Origin of the sequence: Sporomusa malonica, from assembly GCF_900176355.1 — a bacterium.
GTDB lineage: Bacteria > Bacillota > Negativicutes > Sporomusales > Sporomusaceae > Sporomusa > Sporomusa malonica.
The window spans coordinates 87175-106215 of record NZ_FWXI01000016.1 but is presented as its reverse complement, the minus strand read 5'-3'; the positions used below and the strand labels follow the sequence as shown (position 1 = coordinate 106215).

At 36.8% G+C, this 19041-nt stretch carries 18 protein-coding genes; all 18 read right to left on the bottom strand.

From position 1 onward, the window contains the following. Positions 1 to 79 precede the first annotated feature (79 nt). Genes B9A22_RS17065 through B9A22_RS16980 form a run of 18 tightly spaced genes read right to left on the bottom strand, consistent with a single transcriptional unit; the run spans position 80 to position 19017 of the window. Entirely contained in the window at positions 80 to 1612 is a 1533-nt protein-coding gene (locus B9A22_RS17065; protein WP_084577156.1) for a lipopolysaccharide biosynthesis protein, read from the bottom strand. A gap of 4 nt (positions 1613 to 1616) precedes the next feature. Further along, positions 1617 to 2624: a glycosyltransferase family 2 protein gene (locus B9A22_RS17060; RefSeq protein ID WP_084577155.1), complete on the bottom strand. Its 1008-nt coding sequence runs from the start codon at positions 2622 to 2624 to the stop codon at positions 1617 to 1619. A gap of 4 nt (positions 2625 to 2628) precedes the next feature. Beyond that, positions 2629 to 3645 carry a glycosyltransferase family 2 protein gene (locus B9A22_RS17055; RefSeq protein WP_084577154.1) on the bottom strand — a complete coding sequence of 339 codons (1017 nt, stop codon included), beginning with the start codon at positions 3643 to 3645 and terminating at the stop codon, positions 2629 to 2631. A gap of 21 nt (positions 3646 to 3666) precedes the next feature. Further along, on the bottom strand, positions 3667 to 4782 hold the full coding sequence (locus tag B9A22_RS17050) for a polysaccharide pyruvyl transferase family protein (RefSeq protein ID WP_084577153.1): 1116 nt from the start codon (positions 4780 to 4782) through the stop codon (positions 3667 to 3669). A gap of 23 nt (positions 4783 to 4805) precedes the next feature. Beyond that, a complete protein-coding gene (locus B9A22_RS17045; RefSeq protein ID WP_084577152.1) occupies positions 4806 to 5951 on the bottom strand; it encodes a CapA family protein in 1146 nt (381 codons plus the stop codon). Continuing rightward, positions 5941 to 7101, bottom strand: a complete 1161-nt coding sequence (locus B9A22_RS17040) for a glycosyltransferase (protein WP_084577151.1) — start codon at positions 7099 to 7101, stop codon at positions 5941 to 5943. Before B9A22_RS17040 ends, B9A22_RS17045 begins: the two co-directional genes overlap by 11 nt. Beyond that, on the bottom strand, positions 7098 to 8024 hold the full coding sequence (locus B9A22_RS17035) for an ATP-grasp fold amidoligase family protein (protein ID WP_084577150.1): 927 nt from the start codon (positions 8022 to 8024) through the stop codon (positions 7098 to 7100). The genes B9A22_RS17040 and B9A22_RS17035 overlap by 4 nt, the downstream gene beginning before the upstream one ends. A 25-nt stretch (positions 8025 to 8049) precedes the next feature. Then, on the bottom strand, positions 8050 to 9087 hold the full coding sequence (locus B9A22_RS17030; protein WP_084577149.1) for an EpsG family protein: 1038 nt from the start codon (positions 9085 to 9087) through the stop codon (positions 8050 to 8052). 11 nt (positions 9088 to 9098) lie between these two features. Beyond that, positions 9099 to 9923: a glycosyltransferase gene (locus B9A22_RS17025; protein WP_084577148.1), complete on the bottom strand. Its 825-nt coding sequence runs from the start codon at positions 9921 to 9923 to the stop codon at positions 9099 to 9101. 55 nt (positions 9924 to 9978) lie between these two features. Next, a complete protein-coding gene (locus B9A22_RS17020) occupies positions 9979 to 10953 on the bottom strand; it encodes an NAD-dependent epimerase/dehydratase family protein (RefSeq protein WP_084577147.1) in 975 nt (324 codons plus the stop codon). Further along, on the bottom strand, positions 10953 to 12320 hold the full coding sequence (locus tag B9A22_RS17015; RefSeq protein ID WP_084577146.1) for a nucleotide sugar dehydrogenase: 1368 nt from the start codon (positions 12318 to 12320) through the stop codon (positions 10953 to 10955). The genes B9A22_RS17020 and B9A22_RS17015 overlap by 1 nt, the downstream gene beginning before the upstream one ends. Continuing rightward, complete coding sequence (locus tag B9A22_RS17010; protein WP_084577145.1) at positions 12307 to 13494, bottom strand: glycosyltransferase family 4 protein; 1188 nt, start codon at positions 13492 to 13494, stop codon at positions 12307 to 12309. Before B9A22_RS17010 ends, B9A22_RS17015 begins: the two co-directional genes overlap by 14 nt. After that, positions 13487 to 14410, bottom strand: a complete 924-nt coding sequence (locus B9A22_RS17005; RefSeq protein WP_084577144.1) for a transketolase family protein — start codon at positions 14408 to 14410, stop codon at positions 13487 to 13489. Before B9A22_RS17005 ends, B9A22_RS17010 begins: the two co-directional genes overlap by 8 nt. Then, positions 14407 to 15219, bottom strand: coding sequence for a transketolase (locus B9A22_RS17000; RefSeq protein ID WP_084577143.1), 813 nt, complete (start codon positions 15217 to 15219; stop codon positions 14407 to 14409). The genes B9A22_RS17005 and B9A22_RS17000 overlap by 4 nt, the downstream gene beginning before the upstream one ends. 16 nt (positions 15220 to 15235) lie before the next feature. Further along, positions 15236 to 16117, bottom strand: coding sequence for a beta-1,6-N-acetylglucosaminyltransferase (locus B9A22_RS16995; protein WP_084577142.1), 882 nt, complete (start codon positions 16115 to 16117; stop codon positions 15236 to 15238). Continuing rightward, positions 16110 to 17051, bottom strand: coding sequence for an aldo/keto reductase (locus B9A22_RS16990; protein ID WP_084577141.1), 942 nt, complete (start codon positions 17049 to 17051; stop codon positions 16110 to 16112). The genes B9A22_RS16995 and B9A22_RS16990 overlap by 8 nt, the downstream gene beginning before the upstream one ends. Then, positions 17023 to 17760 (bottom strand): sugar transferase, encoded by a 738-nt coding sequence (locus B9A22_RS16985; RefSeq protein ID WP_217805975.1) that lies wholly within the window; start codon positions 17758 to 17760, stop codon positions 17023 to 17025. Before B9A22_RS16985 ends, B9A22_RS16990 begins: the two co-directional genes overlap by 29 nt. Before the next feature lie 21 nt (positions 17761 to 17781). Beyond that, positions 17782 to 19017, bottom strand: a complete 1236-nt coding sequence (locus B9A22_RS16980; RefSeq protein WP_084577139.1) for a nucleotidyltransferase domain-containing protein — start codon at positions 19015 to 19017, stop codon at positions 17782 to 17784. Between the last annotated feature and the right edge of the window lie 24 nt (positions 19018 to 19041).

The window sequence follows — 19041 nt, the reverse complement described above, 5'->3', positions numbered from 1 at the left end:
ATTAGAAACTCAAGCAAGTGGACAAGTAACTTCTTACCTTGCACTTAAGGGCCGAAATCTCCAGATTACGAGCCCCCAATTAACCATGTAGTTGTGCAACTAATCTTCTTGCAAAACTAAACATGAAATCGAACGTAAACTTTAATTCATTACTTCGCCTAAAAATAAGTAATATGGTCATTATGGAAACAGCACAAGATAGCCCAGCTTTAATAAACCAAATTCCCCAAGAAGCTGACTCAAAATTTTGGCAGAATGAATTACTAATGAAACCAGCTACAAAAATGACAACTATAAATTTTAAATATTCAATAAAATACATCTTCAGTTTTAGTTTAAAACCATACTTATACAAAATATACGGTTCCCACCAAAGGGTAATGGCAGCTGTACTAATAAAAGATCCTAACAGTATACCAGGAAATCCGATTACATCTAGCAAAAGAACGGACGCAGCCAAATTAACGACAACAACGATTAGAGGCCGATAACGATCTTCATAAAATAGCCCCATAGTATTTCTAAATATCATGACAACATGACGAACATTCATTATATAAAAATTAACAATTATTAAGTTGATACAAAAACTGTCTAACATATAGCTTTGACCTAGCCACAAATTAATGAATTCATTTAGTAAATTCAATAAACATACTGTTGCCGTTGAATATAAAACAGCATTTAAAAAAAACATCTTCTTAAAAACATCATAGCTTTTATTTTTGTCTGATGTAGCATTTAGATGTCCAACACTTGCTGTTGCAGAATTAAACAATAAGCCGATACCAGTTATTAAAGTTCCAGTAACTAATAAATAATTAGAATATAATCCGACATAAGCTACGCCAACAAAAGCTGCGATTAAAATATTAGTTGTTCCAAATACTGCAACACCGCCTAATTGATGATACATCATGGCTTTCATATGCTTATAGATTATTTTTTTTTCAGCATCATTTATTGGGGATATATTTTTATCACTCAAGTATGGATAGAGTTTATCAACCTTCATATTAATACTGATATTAGATAATGTTGTTATAATGACTCTTAGAAATAAATATAGAATAAAATTATGAGTAAACACTAAAATTATGCAGTCAACAAAAGCTTGAATAATTGTAAATACTTGTCTATTCAGTGTATTTATGTATTCTTTCTGATCAGCAATCACTAATGACCTTTTATGAGCGCAAAAATATGTTGATATTGTTCCTGCGAGATATAATAAATAGATGATTTCCAAATCAGGTATATCTGGCTTATCTTTAATGAGTATATCCAAGAAAGGAACTAACGAAATACCTAATATTAAGATAATAGTGGCAATAATCCGGTATGTTTTTTTATAGAAATTCACCAGCTGTTTTATTTTGGTGATATCCTTTTCAGCTAAAGGTTTGTAAAGATTAAAAACAATTGCTGAACCAATACCTAATTCTGCTAACGAAAGAATCATAAGTATATTGCTGAACAAACCACTTACACCCAGATAGTGTATTCCTAAAAAATATATAAAGATTGTTCGGTTTACAAAGCCTAAAACTTGGGTTAGAAGCTGCACCGCAATAGCAAACCCGGTATTTCTCAGCGTATTATATGTTCGCATTAACTCATCTGTCCTCGTTAAACATTTTTCCAATTTTATTTTTGATTGTAAAATAAGTCAAAATTACTGTAATAGATTGAGTTTTTAATAAGAGATAAGTTAGTATCTTTGCCAAATTTATATTTGATGGAATTTTTTCTGTATATTTTTTTACCAAATAATCCTGCAGAATTTTCCTCATTTGAACCTTAATTAAATGTTTATTGCTATTGTTTTTTAAAATCGCCAAACTACCAATTGTATCATTTAGTAAACTACCGATCTCATTTGATAAATCATAATCAATGTTCTTTTTACAGATGAATTCCTCTATTACTGTATAAAGATGTTTTTGGATAGTAAAATAAGAAATAGAAGTAATCCTACTAAGCGAAGAGTTTGATTTTATATAGTGATACAAAGGTAAATTGCAGAGAAAGCAGTTATTACAAAAATATAAATAAGCAATATTAAAACACAAGTCTTCACCCAGTGACATATTGGGGTCAAATAGAATATGGTTTTCTTTAATTATTTTCAATTTATACATCTTATTCCAGGGTGAATAAAGCAACCTATTTTTAATAATGTTTTTAAAACAATCTTTAATTACTCCTAAGTATTCAGCAGGCAATGTTTCATCGATACATGCTAAATCTCGCTGGTTATTATAAACAGTATAATAACCACAAATAGCAATATCTGCCTCTAACTCATATCCTTTATAAAGCCTTTCAAGATAAGTTTTGCCAACATAGTCATCGCTGTCGACAAATACAATATAATCGCCTTGGGCGTGGTAAATTCCTACGTTCCGTGCAATACTGACTCCACTATTGTTCTGGTGTATTACTTTTACACGAGTATCTTTTTCCCTATATTGATCACAAACGCCCGGACAGCTATCAGGGGAACCATCATCCACTAAAATCAGCTCAAAGTCTGAAAAAGTTTGAGCAAGAATTGAATCTATGCATTTAATTAGATGTCTTTCCGCTTTATACACTGGCACAATCACACTAATTACCGGCATCCCTTCACCTACTCATTCTTAATTTTTTATAATGGTATAACACCTGATACATTTTATATTTGCACATAAAGTAAAATAATTTTTGACCTTGTGTCATTAAATTACTCTTAATTCGTTTAAATAGTCTGGTAGTCTCCGAATGGTCAAGAATACTTTTAATTTCAGCCAATGACAAATTCTTATCATTAGTAATTCTACATGCATTTTCAATACCAAAAGAAATACTGCCAAACAAATTAAAATCCAAGCGATCTTTAGCTTTTTCACTTAGCTTATTTTGTTGACAATAATCGACATAAAAATAATAGCGATTTAATAACAATTTCCATAAGTTTTTTCTATACTTATTTGTGAGCGATTGTAAATTTTGCCAATAGTAATATAAAGGTATATTAACGATAGCAATTCTTTGACATTTAGGAGCAATAAGTAAATTGAAAATAACGTCTTCCGTGTAAAATTCCCGTTCAGATACAAAGCATTTTTTATCTAATATTTCTTTCTTAAAAAGTCGTAACCACAAAAAACCCGGCAAATTAATATAGCCGAGCGAATAAATATGTCCAATTATTGGAAGCACAAAATTACTGGTTATTTCGTCTTTTTGAATTATATTCGTATCAAATGGCAACTTATGCGCTTTAGCTTGATTATCATTTGCTGTGTAATAGCCACATAATGCAATGTCGGCATCTTCGCTGACGCAAGATGAGTACAGTTTTTCAATCATACATTCGTCTAAATAATCATCACTATCAGCAAAACATATATAATCTCCTTTTGCCAATTGAAATCCGGCTAATCGCGCACTGCTTAAGCCACCATTTTTTTTATGTATTACTTCTATTCGCTTATCACTTGCTGCATACTCGTCACAAATAGCCGGACATTGATCCGGCGAACCATCATTTACAAGAATTAGTTGGTAATCGGTAAAGGTCTGCTTTAAGATTGAGTCTATGCATCTTCGTAAATATTCTTGTACATTATAGACAGGTACTATAATTGATACTTTTGGCATATTTTCACTCCATTAAACTTTTTAGCAGCTCGAAATTGCATTTTGTAAATATGTTAATGAATGTTTTCTAAATTCCCGCATTTTTCGATTCACTTCTTTATAATCGAGATTCAAGATAGTCTCTATATCGGGTAGTGTATCGGTAATTATCCGATGTGATAAGTTAAGCTTCTCTAAAAAATCAAATTTCCTGCTATCATTATTATTGGCAGCATTTGCGTCCTTAGCAACAGAAGTAAAAAATGGCTTATTAAATATTGCAGAAAAAGCGGTGCCGTGAAAGGAATTTGTATATATCAAAGACGCGTTTTTAAATAGCCCAAGAAATTCACCAGGCCCTGCATCAATAGCGTACTGGTAGGGTTTAAAATAATCGCGAATATATTCATTTAGAACAATTACATCGAAGCCAGTTTTTTGTTGTAAGTAATCCAACATGCTTCTATCACCGTGATTGTTTGATAAAAAGTAAGATAGGATATACGGTTTTTTAACTTTTGGTTCAACAATAATTTCTTCCCAACATTGTTTTTCTAGTAGAACAACAGGATCACATACGACCTCAATACTTTTATTAGTCAGTGTTCTTAAGAATTCAGCTCCTTGTTTTTCTCTGACAGAAATATGATTAACGTTTTTCAATAATTGGGATATACGTTTTACTGTCTGCTCATCAAATTTTGTTTTTCCCAGGCTTGGGGCGTAAGCTATTTTATTGACATTGTTTTTAAGAAAATCTAAATAGTACGCTGTATCAAAGTCAGGGCAAGCTGGGTTCCATATTTGATCGCTGCCACAAACATATGTATCATAGTCAAAGTTTTCTTTTGCTAATTGTTTACCTGTTGTATATTGTTTTTTTGTCGTCGGCAATGTGTTAGCAATGAAATCTTCATACTTATCAAAACGTTTTTTAAGTTTAGTATAAATTAGAGCCGTAAATGCAGTTCGGATCGCACCTGCTATACCAGTCTGTGTTCTAAAAATCTTATATTTTTTTTTTTGTTTTTCAACACGCAAATTTACAATTTCGACTTGATTCCCCATCAGCATAAGTTGTTTGGACAATGCGTATGCTTGCAAAACAGAACCATAATTATGCGAAGCATGAAAAGTCAATATTCCTATATTTTTCATAAAGTCCCCCCTCTATCCACTTATTAGTTTTTATTTGTTGTTTCTTTTTCAAGGATATTTAACATCACTTCCCTATGGGCATCGCATTGCAGAAGATTTTTTACAACCATCAAGTTTTTTGTTGAATATAAAGATTCTATTAATTTATTACAAAAAAGGCGGTTTAATTTATTAAAAACTCTTCCTCGCCCCAATACAAGCGGTAAGTATAAAGCTTTCTGTTTTTCACAAAATTCATCCCATTTTTCTTGAATGACTCTTTCATCGTGCAGAATACTTGATTGCTGCATGATGTCATCTATTCTTTTTAAGGTATCATTACTTTCCAAAAGATGAATTCCATCCTTTTGAGCCTGGAAGGGAATATAGCTAACCTCATATTTCTCTCCGTTAAGCTTGATTTCTACTGCAAGACCTTCATTCCAACATTGCTGTTTTTCCCGATATCCATATATAGCGTTCCCCTGACCATACACTATGGTCGCACCTTCGAACTCTTCTATAGTACCTATGCAGTGGCTGTGCTGACAAAGAATAACATCCGCACCTGCTAAGGACATCATTCTGCATCGCTGCTGTAATCGGGGAGATGGATACGGATGATATTCAATTCCACCATGGTACAGCAGAAGAAGAAAGTCACATTTTTGTTTTGTTTCCCGGATTAGTGCGATTGTTTCCAACGAATCATAGACATTGGCTCCCGCACCAATATTTGTGGCAGAATTGAACTCTTTTTCAGCGCATGCAATTATACCAATGGTTTTGTTCTTAATAGATACGACGTACGGCTTAGATGCACTTTGCTTGTCTTTGCCAGCTCCTAGTGTCCCAATATCCTCCTGATGGCAAAGTCCCAATGTACTGATAACACCGGCATTGCCATGGTCCCGGATATGATTGTTAGCCAGGGATAAAATATGTATACCTGCCTGTTTTATTAAGGCGAGGTCTGAGGGTTGTGCGGAAAGTACAGGACCACATTTCGTGATAGGCGACGGACTGCTGATTGCAGGAGCCTCCAAGTTCGCTATGCAAAGATCGGAATTTTTCAACACGGGGAGAACGTTGTGTAAAAGCACAGAAGGATCCTTACTGTCAAATAGACTTCTATAATCTTCGGTGGGACATATATCCCCCAATATCATCAATCGTACTTCATCCAGCATCCTGCGTAACTCCTATATATACCTGTTCCAATTTCTCTGCTTCCAATCGCATATCATATCCACTCAGTCTCAGCGCATCTCTAATCATGACCCGATCCTGAATCTTTTTCATACTTGAATTGATAATTGCTTTAGCCCAGATAGATGCATTGAAACCATTATGAAATTGCACTAAACCCATCCCAATGTCAGAGGTTTCTGGAAAACCCACAGAAAGCATGCAGGGTACTCCTGCCGCTTGCGCTTCAATAGCAACCATCCCCAATCCTTCGCGAAGTGATGCGCCAAGAAACAGATCAAATGCTGGGTAAACGTTTTGTACATCTGCAACACTGTTCATATAAAATACATAGTTCTGTAGGTTATATGAATTAATGGTTTCAAAGACACGATCCGCATAGTCCCTTTCTTGTTTGCTGCCAACCAGTACTAACACAGCAGGGTAATCTTGTAAATGAAGTTGATGCAGACATTCAATTAAAAACAGTGTATTCTTAACCTTTGCGATTCTGCCGACACAACCTAGCACTTTAATATCTCCACTTGTACGCCATTTTTTTTCGTACTCATTTGCTTTGGCTTTATCATACTCGACACATTTTTCCAGTATGAGAGCATTATTAACTACAAAAGCCCTCTTACTCTCCCTATTTTCCCTATTGAACAGACTATCCATCGCCTTTGGACTACACGCACAGAAGTCTGTTGCATACCGGTTAATTAATATTTTTTGATATAGTAATTCCGTATAGCTTCTTAATTTGAACAATAATGGCCCGTCGAATTTAAGCACAGCATGTGAATGCACAATAACCTTGGGAATACCACTCATATATGCAGCTTTGGCAATGACACCACCTTTGGAGTTTAAATGAGAATGAACCACGTCTACTTGGCCAATTTTTTGCATGATACTCTTAAATTCCGAAAGATATCGCCGTAAGCCTACATCCCACATGGCATCAATATAATGTATTTCTCCCCCGTAACATCGTATCAGCTCATCGTAATCTCCTATCGCTGTATCGCCCTTTTTTTTATTAATTAAAAAAACGAATTGATGTTTTTCTTTTAAGTAGTAAAAGACATTCATTATCATTGTTTCGGCGCCACCCCGATTCATCGTTCCAACAACCTGAACGATTTTCATGTTGCATCTAACTCCTTTACGCCAAGTGACAAATAGTTTCCAACGATCTCGTCATAGCATGCCGGTATAAAATCCGGCGCACCTCCTGCCGGAAAAAAAGTCAGCTCGCCAAAAAAAACTTTGCCATATACCTGATATAAATCTACACGAACATAGGAGAAAGGTTTTGATAGCGCTTTTGCAATTAACTTCATTTCATCAAAGGCGTTTGGACGTGGCACATCAACTTGGGAATTATGTGGAATTTCTTTACCGAAGGGCATAAGCTTCCAGCCCATATCATAAAAATTTCGTGTATTTGTCCCTGAGTGTCTTCCAACTTCTAATTGCATGAATCGAGGCTCGCCATTAAAACAATAAAATTTATAGTCTCGTAGCTCGCCTGTTTCATCCTCAAGGTATTTTTCGGCAATAATACGCGGTTGCGGATTCTTATATACCCACTCGCGGCCACTCCAATAGATATTTTGTTTTAACCACACTCGCATAATCAGTCGCCAAAGAAACCAATTAATCGTTCTTTTATCCTTTACAATAAGATTCCAGCCGCTACCGTGTGTCGCCTTAAGAACGAATTTATCAGGAAGTTCATCAATATTAATCTGGCTAGTGGTTTCATATACCCCATACAACGTGTTTAGTAAGTGTTCATAGCCACATTTTACAACATATTCGCGCACTAAGAATTTATCCGCGCACTGCACCTTTAGCGGATCTCGATCGTGTAATTTTAGCCATTGCAGTTTTTCGCTGAATTTTGTTGGATTGTTCAAATCTGGTATTTGACCTGACTTCATTAAATAATATCTGGTAATTGCCTGCTCGTCTGTATACTTTCCTATATGCCACTTTCCTTTGAAGTAATGATATATGTTTACGAGCAGAAATGTAGCCGGATTCTTCCGCAACCACTGCTTAATCATCAGCTTTCCTTCTCTCTAACTATTTTCACCTTTCAAATATCCACGTGAAATCATTCAAACTCGGATTAGCACTGACCTCTATATACCAGTAGATAGCGTAGCATGATACAATAATAAATTTTAGTATCATAGCTGTTTTTGAATCAAAACGCTCAAGTATTTTAGGCAACGCAATTGTAGTATATATCGTTGTATAAATACCAACACGGGCTAAGTACGCACTATTCATTGTTGCAGCCATTACTGCTGCATTTATGATTAACATGTTTAAGTAGAAGTTAAAATCCGTAATCATTTTGTCATTACCAGTTCGTAGTAACAATAATCCCAAAGGCGCAAAATTAACAGCAACACGCCAAATACTTACTTGTGTTGTCATATAAGAATCCATTTCGATTGTGCTATCCTTCAGAATGCCAGCTACTGTAAATAAGTAATCATAAGAAAAAATTAAGATGATAACGGCAAAAGTTAACAACAGTATTTGTTTAAAATCCACTTTTCGCGCAGCAATAAAAAAGAGCGGTAACATGATTATGGCACTCACATGGAATGCTGTAGCTATACCAACGACTAAAAGATATTTCAAAAAATTCCTTTCTATTATATACCTATGACCAGCAAATAAAACAGCGCAGGCCAAAAATTGGCGAACAGCATTAAAGGTCCCATTCCAGCTTCCGATGAAGATGAATAATAAAATACTGAAAACAAACATGTTGCTATTTTTCGCTATTGTGAAAACGAATAAACCTATTGTTAAAAGTGATGCTATGAAAAACATTGTTGCATAGTCGTCATATAAATATTGAGACACTACAGAGATAACTCTAATACCTATCTCAAATTGGACTAACTCTGTTAAATTGCTTGCTGAATATCCTGAGTAGTTTAAAGCGTATTGAAAGTAATCAGCTCCTACTCCCCATCGCAAGCCAGCTACCAATGCCAAAATTATGGCTGTGAAAAAAACAAAAAAGGACTTTAGCATTCGTTGTTCTGACAACTGAGCTATCCATGCAGCAATCCCGGTTGTTAAAATCGTTAGATAATATACACTCATAAAACTCCACCTTATTCTGCCTTATTACTATTTACCGAGAATTTCATGTTGTGGTACATATACATTAGCCGCTGTGGTATTATCCCAGCAATAATAGGTTTAAAAGCAAAAATATAATATCGAAGTGGATAATTAAGCAATCTATAGCCATACAAGGCAGTCTCTGCAGCTTGAAGTCTGGTTTTAAAAGTTCTACGTTTCAAATCACCAATACCCTCGCGCACCTTGTAAAGGGCTGCAGTCATGTTATAGCCTGTATACCCTGCCGCAAAAAATCTGAACCATAAATCATAGTCCTGACCACGCGTAGTTCGCGGTAAAACCACATAGCCATTCAAAGCATCATAGACACTCTTTTTCATAAGTATAGTAGCATGATTAAAACAAGGGTTTTTTAGCAGGTCATATTTGTTAGGTATTTCCTTGCTTATTCTCGGCTCGCGTTCTCCATTCTCATCAAAAGGAATCATAGCTGTACTAACAACATCGTATTCTGGATGAGTTAGCAAAAATTCCAGCTGTTTTTCCAACCGCTCCGGCAGCGAAATATCGTCACCATCCATTCTGGCAATATATTCGCCCTCGGCATACTGAAGACAATGATTTAATGAATAGGCAAGCTTAGAGTTTATTTTATTTTTTAATGCAATAATTTTGTTTGGATATCGTTGTTGATATGATAATACAATTTTATGAGTATCATCTGTTGAACAGTCATCACATATAATTAAGCTCCAATCTTGGTAGGTCTGTGCCAGGATTGACTCAATTGCCTCTGAAATTTTGTCTTCACAATTATAAACGGCCATGATAACTGATATTTTCACTTTATGCATTACCTTATATCCTCACAGTAGTTCTAACAAAATTTAAAAAACACCTTATTACGAACTATAAATTATTCTTGTACCACTCAATAGCAAGAACTGTACCCTTTGCAAAATCGTAGTCAGGTTCATACCCCAACAATTGTTTGGCATTCGAAATATTAGCATTCGAATGCTTGATATCTCCAGCTCTGTCAGGGCCAAATATTGGATTGACTTGTCTATCAAGAGCTCTGCACAAGTCATAATAAATATCAATTAAATACTCTCTGCTTCCGTACGCAATGTTAAAAGCTTGTCCTGCCGCTTCACTAGGTGCGAGACAGGCTTTTATGTTTGCTTCGATTACATTATCGATATAGGTGAAATCTCGTGACTGCCTACCATCGCCGTTGATGATAGGAGTTTCATTATTGAGTAATTGCTTAAGGAATTTTGGAATAACGGCTGCGTAGGCGCCATTTGGGTCTTGCCTTCGCCCAAATACATTAAAATATCTCAGCCCAATGCACTCAAGCCCATATACGTGGGTATAAAGAGCACCGTACTGTTCATTCACTTTTTTGGTTAACGCATATGGGGATAAAACATTTCCCTCATCACCTTCTGCCTTGGGTAATTTCAATGAGTCTCCATAAACAGAAGATGACGATGCATAGATAACACGTTTTACTCCGGCCAGTCTTGCTGCTTCCATGATATTGGAAGTTCCTTTGACATTGTTATCTTCATATATTAATGGATAGATCATGGAACGCGGGACTGACCCTAATGCTGCCTGATGTAGTACATAGTCGATATTCTGACACGCTTCCCTACATACATTAAAATCCCTGATGTCACCTTCAATAAACTCATATAATGGATTGCTAAGAAGCTCTTCTACATTCTCTTTTTTTCCGGTGGAGTAATTGTCAAGACCACAGACTTTATGTCCCAGGCCAAGCAATGCTTCTACAAGATTGGAACCGATAAACCCGGCTGATCCTGTTACCAAAAACCGAGTCCCAGTGGGTAATTCCACTCTGCCGTACCCCATTATAGCCTCCAGTAAACATAGTTCATGTCTTTTGCTTGTTTGGAACTAAAAATCCCCTTCACATCAATAAGAACACACTGTGAACTAACAAAATCGTTGCTCAGTGTCGCAGCTACCTCATTGTATATATCAGGACGTCCAGTTTTATATAATTTTTTCAGGCTCTCCAACTCCAAGGTTATAAACTTATCATGAGCTACGGCAAGAATAATTGCGTCTACCTCACCAATCTGATCGATGCTGCATAGAGACATACCATATTCGCTCTTAACTTCTTCTACGTCTGCAACAGGATCGACCACTACTGTTTGGACGCCATAATTCTGTAATTCCCGAATAATATCGATAACTTTTGTATTGCGGCTATCTGGACAATTCTCTTTAAAAGTAAAGCCTAATACCGCTGCCTTGGCTCCTTTAATATGTTTGTTAGCCTGAATCATCTTTTTAACGGTGATTTCAGCAATATACTTTCCCATCTCATCATTGATCCTTCGTCCTGATAAAATGATTTGGGAGTGATAGCCCAGTTCTTCCGCCTTGTAGGTCAGATAATAAGGATCAACGCCAATGCAATGCCCCCCTACAAGGCCAGGGGTAAATTTCATAAAATTCCATTTCGTACCAGCTGCTGCCAATACTGCTTTTGTATCAATACCCATTTTGTTGAAAATAATGGATAACTCATTCATAAAGGCAATATTGATATCACGCTGGCTATTTTCAATCACCTTTGCTGCTTCCGCAACTTTAATACTTTCCGCGCGATGCACACCAGCCTGTACAACTAGCTCATAAACTTTTGCAATAATGTCCAGTGATTCTTCGTCTATACCGGCAACCACCTTGACTATCGTTTCCAGTCGGTGCAGCTTATCTCCAGGATTAATGCGTTCTGGCGAGTAACCTACTTTGAAATCAACGCCACATTGGAATCCGGATTCTTGTTCTAAGATCGGAATACAAATGTCTTCGGTGACTCCTGGATAAACAGTCGATTCAAAAACCACTATCGAGCCTTTTGTGAGGTTTCGTCCAACAACCCTGCTTGCGCTCTGCAGAGGTGATAAATCGGGAGTTTTATCTTTATGAATTGGCGTCGGTACCGCAACAATGTGGAATTTTGCTTCCCGTAATTTTGCTTCATCATATGTAAATTCCACTGTCGTATTTTTAATCGCTTCATCACCTATTTCATTCGTCGGATCAAAGCCACTTTTATATTGCTCGATTTTGTGCTTATTCACATCAAAGCCAATAACATCCACTTTTTGAGCGAAGGAAACCGCAATGGGCATACCAACATATCCAAGACCAACAAGCGATATTTTTTCTTCCCGCTTAACAATTTTCTCAAAGAGACTCATGCCGTTTTCCCTCCAAGCTGTTGCCTCGTAATCCCTGTATCAACCAGTTTCGGTTTTCTATTATCTTCTTAAGTAAAATTTTGCTATCAAACCTTGCCTCAACGAGTGCTCTACCTCGATTACCCATTGACAGACGCAAGTTTTCATTACAAATTAAAGTTTCAATCTTATCAGCTAATGGTTCTATTGTTTTTACCGGCACAATAAAGGCAGTTTCATCCACTACTACCCCATCAGTAGGCCCTGGTACATCTGAAATAACAAGCGGCAGGGCCATAGCTTGCGCCTCTATGACTACATTGCCGAATCCCTCTCGGTAACTAGGAAAAACAAATAGATCCATGGCTGAATAATAACGTTCCGTATCAGGTACGTTGCCTACTTTTATAATATCAGTACACTCATAGAAGTATGTTATGAGTTCAGGATTCTCGTTGTAGGTTCTTTCTGTGGGACCTACAAAAAGCATTTTTAAGTAAGGATATTTTTCTTTAAGAAGTTTAAAAGAACTAATCAATTCATCAAAGCCTTTATCCTTCATAAGCCGGCCCAAGTATCCGATTACAATATCATCTTGGGAAATTTTATACTTAGCTCTTATTTCTTGTCTAAACTGTTTCTTTTTTGATATATCAAACTTAGTTAAATCAACTCCACAAGCACTGCCATTCCAAACAACTCTACTGTTTTTCTCGTTATAGAAATTCATTTCTCGGCCAAGATATAGGTTACCGTGGCTAACCGGCTGCACATCAGTGGACAATCTGCATATTACTTTTTCAATACTTTTAAATATAGATCTCCTTAATCCAGTAAAAGAAACAAATATCATACCCCATTGACAATAAAGTCTAATAGGTACTCTTGCAAAAAAACTAGCAATACTTGCATAAAAAGAAGCATTAGGAGTAGAGTATTGAACTAGATTGAACTTCTCTTTTTTGAAAATTTTATACATTTCTAGAGTTGCTATTATTCCAACAATACTAATACCTCTTTTCATGGAAATATGTATTGGGTTCACATATTCCGGTAATGACTTTACAAATTCATCATCCATATCGCATAAAATACTGACATCATATCCACTAGTATGAAATTCTTCAAAGCTAAATCTAATAAACTGGTTAATAGGTAAAGACGTAGTGGTAACAATACATATTTTTTTACTCATTAACTACACCCTTTATTATTTGAGAAATCTTTCTGGCACTCATGCCATAATAGTCTCTTAAAAACTGCTGAGTGCCGACTATAGAGGAATATGTATCATTTAAGCCTATCTTTAACATTCTCGCCTTTCTGGACTTCAACTCTGCCAGCACCTCGGCTACCGAACTACCGAAACCGCCAACAATGTTATGTTCTTCCACAGTGACAATCAAATCATACCGTCCTGCACATTCCCTAATTACTGCCAAATCAATGGGTTTGACCGTGGGGAAGGTATAAAAGGCAGGTGTAATACCACTTTTTTTCAATATGTCACACGCTTCGTGCACTTCATCAACAATAGCGCCTGTAGAAAATAACACAACCTGCTCTCCCTCCAGTATTTTGATGGCTTTGCCTATTTGGAAGTTATCAATTCTATTGTGTATCCGTTTTTCACCGCCTCGCCCCAGTCGCAAATAGCAGGTTCCCGGGTACTCATATATTGCCTTAGTGGCACATTCCGCCTCAACCAAATCACCGGGAGCCATTACAACCAAATTCGGTAATGCGCGCATCATTGCCAAATCTTCGGTGGCGTGGTGGCTCATACCTAACGATCCATAGACAAAACCGCCGCCGACACAGACTATTTTCACATTCGCGTTATGATAGGTGCAATCATTTCTAATCTGCTCTATACACCGTAATGTAGGGAAATTACCAATAGAATAGGTAAAAACAGTTTTTCCTTCGATCGCCATACCGGCTGCCATTCCAGTCATCGCTTGTTCCGATATTCCAGCATTGATAAATTGGTGAGGTAGTTCTTCCCAAAAGCTTTTGAGAACGCCGAAACCTAAATCACCGGTCACAAGTACTACATTCTTGTCTTTTTCTGCTATTGTCTTTAATGTCGCTGTAAATTGGTCTCTCATGGACGTTGACCTTCCAACTCCACAACCGCGGCATCATATTCTTCGCCTTGGGGCGTACGATAATGCCAAAGAATGTTGTTTTCCATAAATGAAATTCCTTTCCCCTTTATGGTATTGGCAATGATGACTGTCGGCTTGTCTTTATTATGACATGTAGTATCATAGGCATTTTTTAGTGCACTATGATCATGCCCGTCTATGTCGAGCACATGCCAGCCAAATGCTTCCCATTTGTCGGCAAATGGTTCAAGCGCAATTGTGTTTTCACAAAAGTCTAAGCTTTGCATTTTGTTATTATCGATAACTACACTTAGATTATCTAGTCTATAATGATGTGCAATCAGAGCGGCTTCCCAAACAGAGCCTTCATCACATTCGCCGTCGCCGCAGATAACAAATACCCGATGATTCTGATTATTTTTTTTTGCCGCCATGGCCATACCGCAGCCAACTGGCAATCCATGACCTAGTGATCCTGTGGAAAACTCTACCCCGGGAACACCTTTATGGGAGACATGACCGGAAAGGCGGCTACCGTTGGCATAGTGGGTTTTTAATTCTTCAACATCAAAAAAACCACATTCTGCAAGAGCGGCATAGATGGCAGCGCCGGCATGCCCTTTGCTGAGGATTACCCGATCACGTTCTTCCCATCTTATATTTGCTATGTCGTATTTGAGAATATTTGTATATAAAACTGCTATAATATCAGCTACTGATAATATAGAACCAATATGTGATCCTTTTGAAGTGTGAGTCATCTCAACTCCGTGGCGTCTTATTCTCCAGGCAAGTTCCTTACTATTCACGCTATCTCCCACCAATCTATTTTTTTACTTGATGATATACTCTATCTATAATGTCTCTATCGACATTTTCATCAAATTTTCTTGCAAACAAATACCTGCTATTTATTAAATCTTCAAAGTCAGACGAACGAAATACATATGGTGTGCCTCTTTTCCAATCTATATAACGCATTGATCCATTTTTCAGATCTGTAATATCAAAAATCTTATCTTTATAATCAGAGTTGAATGCCATAGTCTGTATAAATAATTCGTCAGGTGCCATTGCCTTTTGAAACATCTTGGCAATAGTATTTTCTTGCTCAATAAGGTAGCTAGCAAAACTATGACTAATAGAGAACCAAGTCCAACCGTTATAAATATCTAGCTCATAGTATTTGAGCCGATTAATTTGACAAAATTGCTGTATAAGTACTAGTACGGCGACGAAGGCTTTTAAAATTTTAGAATTTCTATAATATCGATTATCTAAAAATGGAAAATAATATTTAACTCTTCTGATGGAATACCAAAATATCCGAGGTACTATACCCACAAATTGACAGTCTTTATTTCTAAAAAAATCATGTATATAGTCCTGTGATTTAATAGGTAAGTCTGACCCTGACAATAGATGATAATAATGATATTGTTTGTTTTTAGTGGCTGCTCTTAATAAAGCCAAAGTAACATCTACTTGTGAGTAATCAGCCCAATAAACATTTCTTCTTTCAATAAAAAATATGTTTGAGTATATATTTAACTTGTCAAAATAGTTTTTATCAAAGTCGCTAGTTTTCTTGTCTACATGAACATATATATCGTTCCTGTTGTCGTCCAGTAATAAAAGCAATTTTTCTAACACATAAAAATTATTATAGGCCATTATTAAATAGGCATGTTTTTTCTGTTCATACATCCAGTGACACCCTTTGCAGTCTTTCTACAAACCTCTTATCTAGATTCCAGCCAAGCGCCTTTGTATTGGACAACAATTGCTGAGTATTCTTGATTCCAGTGATCACAACAGATTCAGGCAAGTAATCTAATATCCATCTAATTGCTATACCTGAAACAGGCTTATTAATCTCAGCAGATATTTTTCGCATTTCGTTGACTATCTCTAGGTTTTTTAACAACTTCCTGCCATGAAAGTTAACGTATATATCTCTAGAACGTCTGTCATCAGAGCTGAAAATTGCAGTCTCATCATACTTTCCGGTTAGGATACCTTGTCCCAGACTTCCCCATGTCAAAGGCGTTAGTTCAAGTAACTTCGTAATTTCACACACGTCCGCTTCGTTCTTCCTACAGGCAAGACTATATTCATCTTGAAAGCTAACAAACCTACCTGATTCGGACTCTAATTCGGCAATATCCCCGATATGTATGTTCGATAGCCCAAAATATCTAATCCAGCCTTTGTCTTTTAACCTTGTCAAGCTATCAATGACTTCACTAATAGGCGTTTTTCCGTCACGGTAATGAACTTGATACAGATCAATATAATCTGTACCTAAGCGTCTAAGGCTATTTTCAGCCGCCTTATTAATCCACTGGGGACTATTATCATAAAAAGTCTGACCGTTTTCAACTCGTACGCCAAATTTAGTGGCTATTACTGCTTGCTGTCGATTACTTGCTAGCGCTTCCCCTAATGTTTTTTCCGCCTCGCCAAGACCATAGGTATCTGCAGAATCAAAAAAATTGATCCCGATCTCTAGTGCCCTTCTAACAGTAGCAATTAGGTCACTTTTGGATACAGTTCCCCAACCGTATCCCCCCATAGGACATCCACCCATACACAAACGTGATACTGCTAGATCAGAATTTTTTAGCACTATTTTTTCCATGCCATACCTCCATCGCAAAAGCAACGCTTAAGGCTTTTTGGCTTGTCATATAGATAGTTTGAAAGAACAGCTTTACATCTGTCTTAAAAGAAACAGTCGTAGCATATTTGATTCTTAATTGGTTCTTCCTTTTAAGCACCTTATTTTCGTACACCTCATCGGCATTACTGCTGCCGACTATATCATCTAAATTTATAAATTCAAGGGAACTATAATCTGTAATCCCTGGGCGAACTTCTAATATATATTTTTCTGTGCCTTGATACTGATTTGTATATTTCAGAAGTTCTGGCCTTGGCCCTATGAAACTCATTTCACCCTTAATAATATTAAGCAGCTGTGCAGTTTCATCCAGCTTAGTCTTTCTAAGGAAACTGCCAATTTTAGTAATTCTGCTGTCATTTAGGGCTGTAGTTCCACCGCCAATTTGATCGGCATTCCGTACCATAGAACGAAATTTATAAATTTGAAACGAACTTCCTCGATAGCCGCCTCGATCAGCTTTGTAAAATATTGGAAACCCGGATTCAATAACAATTGCTATTGCAATTAAAATATATAGAGGAATTAATGGTACTAACAGCAAAATCGCAAGCGAAAAACCAATAACGCGCTTAAATACACGGTTATATACTCCCGCATAAGCGGCAGTATTAATATCATTGAAAGCTTGCTTCTCGCTACCTTGCTGGCCAACGCCTTCCATCATTTAGAACTCCCTACAATTTTTCTACCAACTCAAACCACGTGCCATATTTGTTATAACATTACGCGTTCTTCCATAAATCCACCTTATTGGCGATATAATATAATAGAGAAAATATAACCTCTCCGATAACAGGATCAGTTCTAAATCGTTTACTGACGGTATAAAACACCTAGAAATACATAATGCTCGTCCCCGCCATCCAGAATGTAAGCTATATTCATACCTTTTATGCTTATATAAAATTGAGGCCTTTTCCTTAAGTGTTATCTTCCTGCAGAGACCATTATCTTTTATAAAACGCAGTGCCATAACGGCCAAAGCTTGAGCTGCCCTATCCTTTTCAGCCAAATAAATAATCTCCTTGGGAAAAGATGTCTGTAAGAGTTCTCGCAATAAGATAATTGCTTGATTTAGGACACTCTTAACGCTCAGACTATCGGCTAGCAGGAATAACCTTTCCCAAGAAAAATCGCCTTTCCTAACAATGAGATCAATATCAACCAACCATTTAACGCGAAACCATGCGTGAACAGCACCATGTATAACCAAGTATAAAAGTAATTCTTCCTTGTCAAGAATATTTACAGACTGACCAAACATCTGCATTGAAGTCATATTATTTTTTACCACATTCAACGGGAAGTCCATACCCCAACTATCCAGCCGCCAGTGAAGCTCTATACATATTTCCAGTTCAGGGTGCCAGTACACTAAATGCTTATTGGATTCCATCCATTTTTTAAATCGCGCAGGTGTCGTATGCGCCAACGGATGTTTCCAAACATATCCGTTACTTTCGATTGCCCGTCTAGCCTCGTCAACATCTTCTGGATGTACAAGAAGGTCCAAATCTCTTGACATCCTTAGTGTTATGTCACCATAAAGCTGATACGCAAGAGGAAATCCTTTCATGACTATCGCGAAGATCTCCTTTTGTTCTAATGCCCGGAGTATCCTTACGAATTCTGCTGACATCTGCAAAGTCTTACAATCATTATCCTTCTTAAATTTGTACAAAGCCGCTAATACTTTATCCGGTACATTAGAATGCTCTAATGTACTCAGGTATCGATATACCAAGGGATAGACCCGATGGTGCAAAACTAAATGGATAAACATTGGCCAATTAATCCCACAGTCAATTAGCGTATCTATGGTGTCTTGGTCATTATCATTACGCTTTAAACTGGAACACAGTAATACCAACCTGAGTTCTGGCGATAATTCGTTATAAATATTACCCGCATCAAATTTCAATAGATCCCCCCCCTATATACCGCC